Below are 8,878 nucleotides of genomic sequence, written 5' to 3'. Positions count from 1 at the left end.
GCAGTGAAACGATGCATCGCCGATGGTAGTGTGGGGTTTCCCCATGTGAGAGTAGGTCATCGTCAAGATTAAATTCCGAAACCCCTATCTGCGTATGCAGGTAGGGGTTTTGTTTTTGGCGAAAGAAAAGCACGATTAATCACCGCAGAAATTTGAACAGTTATTTTTGATTCAGGGCACTAGAATAGGTCCAACTTTTTCGGAGCCAGAGCCCTTATGCCAGATCCGGTTGACGCCTCCGGGCTGTCAGATTTACCACTGGGCGATTTGGTGGCGTGTCATGAATGCGACTTGCTGATGCGCAAGCCCAAGCTTGCCCATGGCGAGAAAGCCCTGTGCCCGCGCTGCGGGTATGAGCTATACGCCCATCGACACAACGTGGTGCACCGCAGCCTGGCTTTGGTCATCGCGGCGCTTTTGTTATACGTCCCCGCGAACTTTTTACCCATCATGCAGCTCAATCTACTCGGGCAGTCATCGCAAGATACTGTCTGGAGCGGTGTTTTGGGCTTGTTCAATTCGGGTATGCAAGGCGTTGCCGTGATTGTGTTCCTGTGCAGCATGGGCATACCGCTGCTCAAGCTGCTCTGCCAGCTGACGGTATTGCTGAGCATTCATTTTGATGTCGGCCGCAGTTACGGTTTGCTGCTTTACCGTATTTATCACCATTTGAGAGATTGGGGGATGCTTGAGGTTTACCTCATGGGTGTACTCGTCGCCATCGTAAAACTCGCAGATATGGCAGCAATGACCATAGGCATCGGGCTGGCCTGCTTCGTTGCTTTGCTGTTGGTTCAAGTCTGGCTGGAGGTTGTGATGTCGCCTCACCAGATCTGGCAGGCTTTATCAGGAGAGGATGCCAATGAGGGCGATTGATGCAGGCATTCTGATTTGCGCCGAATGCCATGAGTTGAACAAGCAGGAAGCTGATGCCGCTGAGCAGGTGTGTACTCGCTGTGGTGCCATGGTGCATGCCCGCCGTCCGAATAGCCTGATGCGCACCTGGGCGTTGCTGATTACCGCCGCCATTCTCTACATACCTGCCAATGTGCTGCCGATCATGACCGTGAGTTCGCTGGGCAAGGGTGACCCCAGCACTATCATGTCCGGCGTGATCCAATTGGTTCAGCACGGCATGATCCCTATTGCTGCCGTGGTTTTTATCGCCAGTATCCTGGTACCCACGTTCAAACTGGTGGGCATTGCACTGCTGCTGTATTCCGTACAGCGTCGTCAGCCACTTTCAGCCCGCCAGCGTATATGGATGTACCGCTTCATCGAGTTCATCGGCCGTTGGTCGATGCTCGATATTTTTGTGATCGCCATTCTGGTGGCAGTCGTGAACTTCGGGCGACTGGCCAGCGTCGAAGCCGATCTTGGTGCCATTGCCTTTGCCAGTGTGGTCATTCTGACCATGCTGGCTGCAGTAACTTTCGATCCCCGACTGATTTGGGATAACACGGAGTCGGACGACGACCATGACTGATTTGCCAACAGCGAAAACCCGACCGGCCTCGAACTGGTCTGCCATTTGGGTACTCCCCCTGATTGCCCTGATCATCGGTGGATGGCTTGGCTGGCGTGCTTATTCCGAGACTGGCATCGAGGTCCAGGTGCGCTTTGAAAGCGGCGAAGGCATTCAGGCCAACAAGACTGAAGTCGTCTACAAAGGCATGCCCGTCGGCAAGGTGAAAACGCTCAAACTCGATGATGAAGGAGCCTCCAAAGGCGTAATCGCCACCGTCGAAATGAATAAGGACGTGGAGCAATACCTGCGGACCAGCACGCGATTCTGGTTGGTCAAGCCGAGCGTAACCCTGGCCGGGATCACTGGCCTGGAGACCCTGGTTTCGGGCAATTACGTCGCGATCAGTCCCGGGGAAGGTGAGCCCACGCGCAAATTCAAGGCCCTGGCCCAGGAGCCGCCGCTATCCGACGCCCAGCCCGGGCTGCACCTGACGATCAAGGCTGATCGCCTGGGCTCGTTGAACCGCGGTAGCCCGGTGTTCTACAAACAAATCAAGGTCGGCCAGATCAAAAGTTACGTGCTGTCCGAAGATCAGAGCACTGTTGAACTCAAGGTCTTCATTGAGCCGACCTACGCCAAATTGGTGCGTAAACACACGCGTTTCTGGAACGCCAGCGGCATCAGCATCGACGCCAATCTGTCGGGCGTGAAGGTGCGCAGCGAGTCTCTCGCCAGCATTGTCGCGGGTGGCATTGCGTTCGCCACTCCGGAAAATCGCAGGGACAGCCCGCCCACGGATCCGAGTCTGCCATTCCGTCTCTATGAGGACTTCGATGCCGCTGCCGCCGGAATCAAGGTCAAGGTCAAACTCAGTGACTTCGAAGGCCTGCAGGCCGGTCGTACGCCGGTCATGTACAAGGGCATTCAGGTTGGCACACTCAAGGCGCTCAAGGTTGACGCTGATTTGGCGGCTGCGAGCGCCGAACTGACGCTGGATCCGTTGGCTGAAGACTACCTCGTCGATGGCACTCAGTTCTGGGTGGTCAAACCGTCGATCTCGCTCGCCGGCATCACGGGGCTTGAGGCGCTGGTCAAAGGTAACTACATCGCCGTGCGTCCCGGGGATAAAGGCGCAGCGCCGCAACGCGAGTTCGTCGCGAGGCCCAAGGCGCCGCCGCTGGATCTGCGTTCGCCGGGCCTGCATCTGGTGTTGTTCACCGATAACCTTGGCTCGCTGGATGTCGGCAGTCCGGTTCTTTACAAACAGGTCAAGGTGGGCTCGGTACAGAGCTATCAGTTTTCACGCAAGAAAAACCAACTGGTGATCGGTGTTCACATCGAGAAAGAGTACGAAAACCTGGTCAACGCCTCGACCCGCTTCTGGAATGCCAGCGGCATTACCCTGACGGGTGGGCTGACCGGAGGCATTCAAGTCAAAAGTGAATCGTTGCAAAGCTTGATGGCGGGCGGGATTGCCTTTGAAACGCCGCAGGCCAAGGCGCCATTGCAAAAGCGGATTCCGCGTTTCCGGCTGTTTGCCAGTCAAGATGAAGCTGCACAAAAGGGCGAACTGATCACGATCAAGGTCGACCGCGCCGATGGCTTGCGCGCCGGTACACCGATTCGTTTCAAAGGGCTGGATGTCGGCAAGATTGAAGGCGTCGACCTCACGGATGACCTGCAATCGGTGCTGCTTACCGCGCGGATCACTGAAGTGCCTGGGCGCATCGCCCGTGTCGGTAGTCAATTCTGGGTGGTCAAGCCAGAACTGGGCTTGATCAAGACCTCTAACCTGGAGACCTTGGTCACCGGGCAATACATCGAGGTCCAGCCAGCGCCAAAGAACCTTGGTCCGCAGAAAAACTTCACAGCCCTGGCCAGTCCCCCCGAGAGCGCCAGGGTTGAAGCCGGGTTGAGCCTGGTGTTGAGCGCGGCGCGGCGTGGTTCACTGAAAGCCGGTGTGCCGGTGACGTACCGTGAAATCACGGTCGGCAAAGTGACCGGTTATGAACTGGGTCAGACCGCCGATCGCGTGTTGATCCACATTCTGATCGAGCCGAAATACGCACCATTGGTTCGCAGCGGCACTCGCTTCTGGAACACCAGTGGTTTTGGTCTTGATGTCGGGCTGTTCAAGGGGGCGACTCTTCGTACCGAATCGCTGGAGACCATGATTCAGGGTGGGGTTGCATTCGCCACTCCGGATGGCGAACGCATGGGCACTCCGGCGCGGGCGGAGCAGACGTTCCCCCTGTTCGACAAGTTCGAAGAGGAATGGCTGACCTGGGCACCGAAGATCTCTCTCGGTAAGTAGTCCGGATCGGCCTTAACCCTGCACCAATGAAAAAGGCCGCGATCCTGAGGATCGCGGCCTTTTTATCGCCATCAATTCAAGCGTCAGACCGCGTCCAGCTCCGGCTCGTCCGCTTCAGCATTGATGGTTGCCTTCACCTGATCATGACGACGGATGTACTTCCAGTCCGCCTCGTCGATGTAGATGCCGGCCGGACCGCTGCCGCCTTCCAGGTCGATAGCGACACTGGCACAGACCTGTGGCTTCACGCTGGCCAGGATCGGTACGAAGCCCAGTTGCAGGCTGGTTTCCAGCAACGCTGCCTGGTTCTTCTCGTCGATGTCCGCCGCCTCGTCGAGGTAGTACGGCAAGCGCACACGACCGGCCAGGTCGCGGTCCATCAAGTGCAGCAACAAGTACATGTTGGTCAGCGCCTTGATGGTCATCGTGGTGCCGTTGGACGCGGCGCCGTCGATGTCGGTGTGGATCACCGGTTGACCGTTGACCTTGGTGATCTCGAACGCCAGTTCGAACAAGTCCTTGAGACCCAGCTGGTTGTGGTTCGCCGCCACCAGGCGCGCCAGGTATTCCTTGGCCTCTTCGTTCTTGTTGTCCTGTTCCGCACTCTGGCTCAGATCGAACACCGACAGGGTTTCGCCTTCTTCGTACTGGCCGGCGCTGTGGATGATCTGGTCGATGTGCTTGAGCGCTTCCTTGTTCGGCGCAAGCACGATGCGGAAGCTCTGCAGGTTGGACACCTGACGTTTGTTGATCTCGCGGTTGAACAACGCCAACTGGTGCTCGAGGCTGTCGTAGTCGCTGCGGATGTTGCGCAGGGTGCGGGCGATGTCGGTAACGGCGGCGCGACGTGCCTTGCCCAGGGTCAGGGCTTCGTCGGTGCGGTGCGCGTACGCGTTGATCAGCAGTTGCAGGCGGCGCTCCATATCGTCTTCGCTGTCGAACTTGGCCACGCCCTTGAGGCGCACCTGCGCGTACAGCGCTTCGATCTGGCCATCGGCGCGCAACAGCCCTTGCCAACTGTCCTGATAGTCATTGAGCAGCGGCAACAGGTTGTCCATGGAGTCGTCGACCGGGTCCATGAACGGCGTGCCGAAAGGCAGGTCCGCCGGCAGTAGCTGACGGCGGCGCAGTGCATCATCGAGCGTGCGTTGCTTGGCTTCCATGTCGGCGATCTGCCGGCCGACCAGTTGCAGCTTGGCCGACAGTTGCTGGACGCGTTCGGTAAAGGCATCGCTGGAGCGCTTCAATTCGTCTTGCGCGGCTTCCATCTGAGCCAGCTGCTCAAGCTTGTCGCCTTCTTCGGCGCTCAGGGTTTGCGCGCGACGGAAGTCTTCCAGGGCCTTTTGCGCATCCAGCACTTGCTGGTACAGCGCCTCGGTCTGGGTCTTGCTCGCTGCGCGGTCGGCGGCCACGGCTTGCTGGGTTTTCAGTTGCTTGAGTTCTTTGTCCAGGCGCTCTTTCTGGTCGCGCAGTGCCGCTCGGTCCGCCAGGGCCTGCAAGGCCGGCGGCTCGATGTGGGAGATGTCGATAGACAGCCCCGGCACTTCGAAACGCTCGCCTTTGAAGCCGTCGAGGATCAGTTCTACGGATTTGACCCAGTCGCCGTTGTCGTCCAGCGCAATGCCATGCTCGCCCAGGGGCAGGCTGAACAGCGCGCTATTGAACAGACGCATCAAGCGTTCGACGTCCTGCTGCGAGAACTCCTCGCGCAAGCGGGCGTAGCTGTTGTTGTCGGCGTGATCGAGTTGCTGCTTGACCGACTTCAGGCGTTTTTCCAGGTCCCGCAGGCGCTCCTCCAGGTCCTCCGCGCTGAACTGCCGCGACTGGGCCAGCGCACCGGCCAGTTCATCGTGGGCGTCCTTGGCCGCGAGCAATTGCTGCTCCAGTACCTTGACGTCATCGACCAGGGCAAAGCGATGCTTGAGCACCGACAGCTCGCCGAGCCAGCGCTGGATGCCGGTGATTTCCCGCTCCAGACGCATCAGTTCCTGAGTGCCGCCGCGCTGGTCGTTTTGCAGTTCGTCCTGCTCGCGACGGTAGTGTTCGGCCTGGATCGTCAGCTCTTCCTTGCGTGCGCCAGCGTAGTCCGACCAAGTGCCGAGCAGGGAGTCGAGCAATGGCGAAATCCGGTGCAGTTTGCCACGCAGGATGTCGCGCTGTTTCACGCCGTTGGCCAAGGCTTCGACCAATGGGCCGGCGGCGACCAGCGAGTTGTAGTCCTGCTCCATGCGTCGTACATCACGGAAGGCTTCTTCGCACGCAGCGATGTAATCCACGCTACCGGAGCGCAGGCTGTGCTCGAAGGCATCCAGAAACAATTGCTTGAGCTTGGCCGCTGTGATTTCGCGCATGTGCAGCAGGTTGATGAACAGGGCGCGGAAGGTCTTCAGGCTCTGCTCACTGGTTGAGCGCAGGGGGATCAGCGTCAGGTCCAGCGGGATCGAGGTGTGGCCACCGACCAGCAAGCGACGCAATTCATCCGGCTTGAGTTCGTAGGCTTTCAGGCCTTCGCGTTCAAGGTTGGTGAACAGTTCTTTCTGGCGCAGGCAGGTATCGTTTTTCTGGTAATGAGCCAGGTCCAGTTTGCCGGCATAAGCGAAGAACTGGTGACCGAAACCGCCGCCCGGACCACGACCAACCACGCCTATCACGTGCGGACCGTGGGGCAGGTTCACTTCGACGAGGATGTAGCTGGTGTCGGAGGCGAAGTAGAAGCGCCGGGATTGTTCCAGGCTGTACTTGCCGAAACTCATGTCCGACATGCGCGCCAGAATCGGGAACTGCAAGGCGTTGATCGAGGCGGATTTGCCCAGGTTGTTCGCGCCGTAGACCGACAGCGGTTCTTCCAGCGGGAACAGCCCTAGGCTGTAACCGGCGGTATTCAGTAGGGCAAAGCGGCGGATGCCGTAGCGTTCCTTGCTCATGCGTCGAGCTCCTGTTCTTCGGCAATGGCGCGGGCCAGTGCGTCTTCTTCGCTTTCACCGTCGAACTCACTGAGGTCCAGGGGATCGTCGGTCTGCAGCAGCTTTTCGTCGCTGTCTTCGTCGATCAGCACCGGCGCCGGCAGTGGCAGCACGCTGTGCAGGCTGGCGGCAAGATCACGGTCCTGTTGAACCGACAGGCACACATCGAGGAAGCGGTGCATCGGCGGCAGGAAGCGGTAGACGCCGTTTTCTTCACTGGCGAAGCCGAGCTGGGTCATGCGGCGCATGATTTTTTCTTCCAGCTCGTCCTGGGTCTGCACTTCGGCCTGGATGAACAGGTCGCGGTACTTCTCGAGCAACGATGGCAGTTCATCGCGGCCGAGGCTGCCGCCGTCGAGCACGGCGATCGGGTCGCGGCCCTGGTCGGCCAGGTGCTCGACGAGGATGAAGGTGAACAGCGCCAGGCGCTGGGCCGTCTTGTTCACCGCCGCCGCCGCGAGGTCCGGCACGAAGTAGTAGAAACCACGGGTGTCGCAGACCAGTTCAAAGCCCAGCGCCTTGAACAGCGTGCGGTACTGGTCCTGAAAATTCGACAGCTGCGCGTACAGCTCTGGATCGCGACGGCTGACGTGGTAGCCCTTGAACAGCTCGCGAAAGATCGGCGCCAGCTGAGACAGTTCGGATAGATCAAGATGCATGGGGAGTACTGGCATGGAGGGTGCTCGCAGAATTCTCGGAGGCATCGTCGCCGGCCGAGAGCAGGGCGAAGGAGCGCAGGCTGACCTGGTGCTCGTGTGTGAAGTAATCGCGGCGTTCCAGACGTTCGCGTTTGAAGCGCTTTTCCCGCGACAGGCGCGAGAACCAATACAGCAGTTCGTCGGTGGCGCCGTCCGGTTCCTGCTCCAGAAGCCAGGTCATCAGGTCTGGCATCGGCAGGGCGTCTTCGCAACGGTCGAGCATCTCCCGGACCGTGCGTGGCGCACGCGGGGCATCGCCGCCCTTGTGGGTCTTGTGTGCCTTGGGGAAGCGCGCCGGTTTCGGCTCGAAACGGGCCAGGGCGTAAACATAGGCCTCGACCTGACTGGCACTGCCGAGAAAGGTGCTTTGCGGCCGGGTGAACATCGGCATCGCGGCTTGTGGCACGGCATCGATACCCTTGCGGCGAATCATCGACAGGGCCAGCGCCGCCCCACGGGTCACGGCGTTGTGACGGCGGGCTTCTTCACGCAGCGGCAGCAGCAGTTCGCGGGCGTGACGCAGGGTCAGTTGCGCACTGGTCTGCATTTCGAGGATCCGCGCGTGGGTGCGCAGCAGCATGTCGTCATCAACCAGATGGCCGAGGCGTTGCTGCTCGGTGAGCATGCGCAGCAGAACGTTTTCGACCTTGCGCACACCCTGTTCAAAGGCGCCGTCGGCGTTGACCAACTGAATCATCGGCTCGACGTATTCGTCCCAGGTCGCCAGGACTTCAGCGTAACGCTGGCGCAGCGGGATCTGCCGGTCGCTGGTCTTGGCCCGCTCGGCAACGGCCACCAGGGCCTGTTCGTCGTTGGCGAGTTTTTTCAATACATCGCGTACGCGCATGTCCAGCAGACGCAGTTGGCGCGCCAGATCATTGCCGTCGCGGATGTCGAAGGCGTCCTGGATGTAGCCGGCCAGGCGTTCGAGATGACGCAAATAGGCTTCGATCTCCAGACACAGGCCCAGACGGTGTTCACGGCGCAGGTAAGCGAGGAAGTCGTGGATCTGCGCGTTGAGCTCGAACCGGTTCGGGCTTTTCGCCACGGGAACCAGAATGTCGAGGCGAATCCACACATCCAGCAGGCTGGTGATGTCCTGCGGCGTACTGTCGAGTTGCTGGGCGGCCAGCTGTGAACGCAGTTCGTTGAGGCTCAGTGTGCCTTGGTCGAAGTGCTCGCACAGTGGCTCCAGAAGTGCCCAGTGTTCAGCGAGGGCGCGCAAGACGCGCTTGGGTTCGATCATCGGAATGGCCGGCTGGTTGGCGATTAAAAGCCGAGATTGTACTGCATCGGGACCGATGCGATTCACTCTTGGGACGGACTGTCGCTTTTCGTGCGATCAACTGCGGGCGATCTTGAGCGAAGGGCGGTAGAATCACCGCACTTTAGTTATCCACAAGTGGCCGACCTTTGCTTATCGAGTCTCGCCGCC

6 protein-coding genes are annotated in these 8,878 nt (G+C 59.5%); 3 read left to right on the top strand and 3 right to left on the bottom strand.

Annotated features, from left to right (window positions below; genetic code table 11):
* Nucleotides 1-216: 216 nt before the first annotated feature.
* From JQF37_RS17045 to JQF37_RS17035, 3 genes are read left to right on the top strand one after another with little or no spacing between them, the layout of a single operon-like run.
* The gene (locus JQF37_RS17045; RefSeq protein WP_130208377.1) at nt 217-876 is read left to right on the top strand and encodes a paraquat-inducible protein A; all 660 of its coding nucleotides are present in this window, start codon (nt 217-219) and stop codon (nt 874-876) included.
* On the top strand, nt 863-1,486 hold the full coding sequence (locus JQF37_RS17040) for a paraquat-inducible protein A (protein WP_130208375.1): 624 nt from the start codon (nt 863-865) through the stop codon (nt 1,484-1,486). The genes JQF37_RS17045 and JQF37_RS17040 overlap by 14 nt, the downstream gene beginning before the upstream one ends.
* Nucleotides 1,479-3,782 carry an MlaD family protein gene (locus tag JQF37_RS17035; RefSeq protein ID WP_130208373.1) on the top strand — a complete coding sequence of 768 codons (2,304 nt, stop codon included), beginning with the start codon at nt 1,479-1,481 and terminating at the stop codon, nt 3,780-3,782. The genes JQF37_RS17040 and JQF37_RS17035 overlap by 8 nt, the downstream gene beginning before the upstream one ends.
* 83 nt (nt 3,783-3,865) lie before the next feature.
* Here JQF37_RS17035 and mksF read toward each other — a convergent pair whose 3' ends face one another.
* The 3 genes from mksF to mksB are packed head-to-tail and all read right to left on the bottom strand — an operon-like array spanning nt 3,866 to nt 8,689.
* Nucleotides 3,866-6,706 (bottom strand): Mks condensin complex protein MksF, encoded by a 2,841-nt coding sequence (mksF, locus tag JQF37_RS17030; RefSeq protein ID WP_047533255.1) that lies wholly within the window; start codon nt 6,704-6,706, stop codon nt 3,866-3,868.
* Entirely contained in the window at nt 6,703-7,404 is a 702-nt protein-coding gene (mksE, locus tag JQF37_RS17025; RefSeq protein WP_130208371.1) for an Mks condensin complex protein MksE, read from the bottom strand. The genes mksF and mksE overlap by 4 nt, the downstream gene beginning before the upstream one ends.
* The gene (mksB, locus tag JQF37_RS17020) at nt 7,394-8,689 is read right to left on the bottom strand and encodes an Mks condensin complex protein MksB (RefSeq protein WP_130208369.1); all 1,296 of its coding nucleotides are present in this window, start codon (nt 8,687-8,689) and stop codon (nt 7,394-7,396) included. Before mksB ends, mksE begins: the two co-directional genes overlap by 11 nt.
* Between the last annotated feature and the right edge of the window lie 189 nt (nt 8,690-8,878).

This window comes from Pseudomonas sp. MIL9 (assembly GCF_016887925.1).
Classification (GTDB): Bacteria; Pseudomonadota; Gammaproteobacteria; order Pseudomonadales; family Pseudomonadaceae; genus Aquipseudomonas; species Aquipseudomonas mohnii.
Note: the sequence above shows the minus strand (reverse complement) of the source record. Positions and strands in the feature narration are given on the sequence as shown.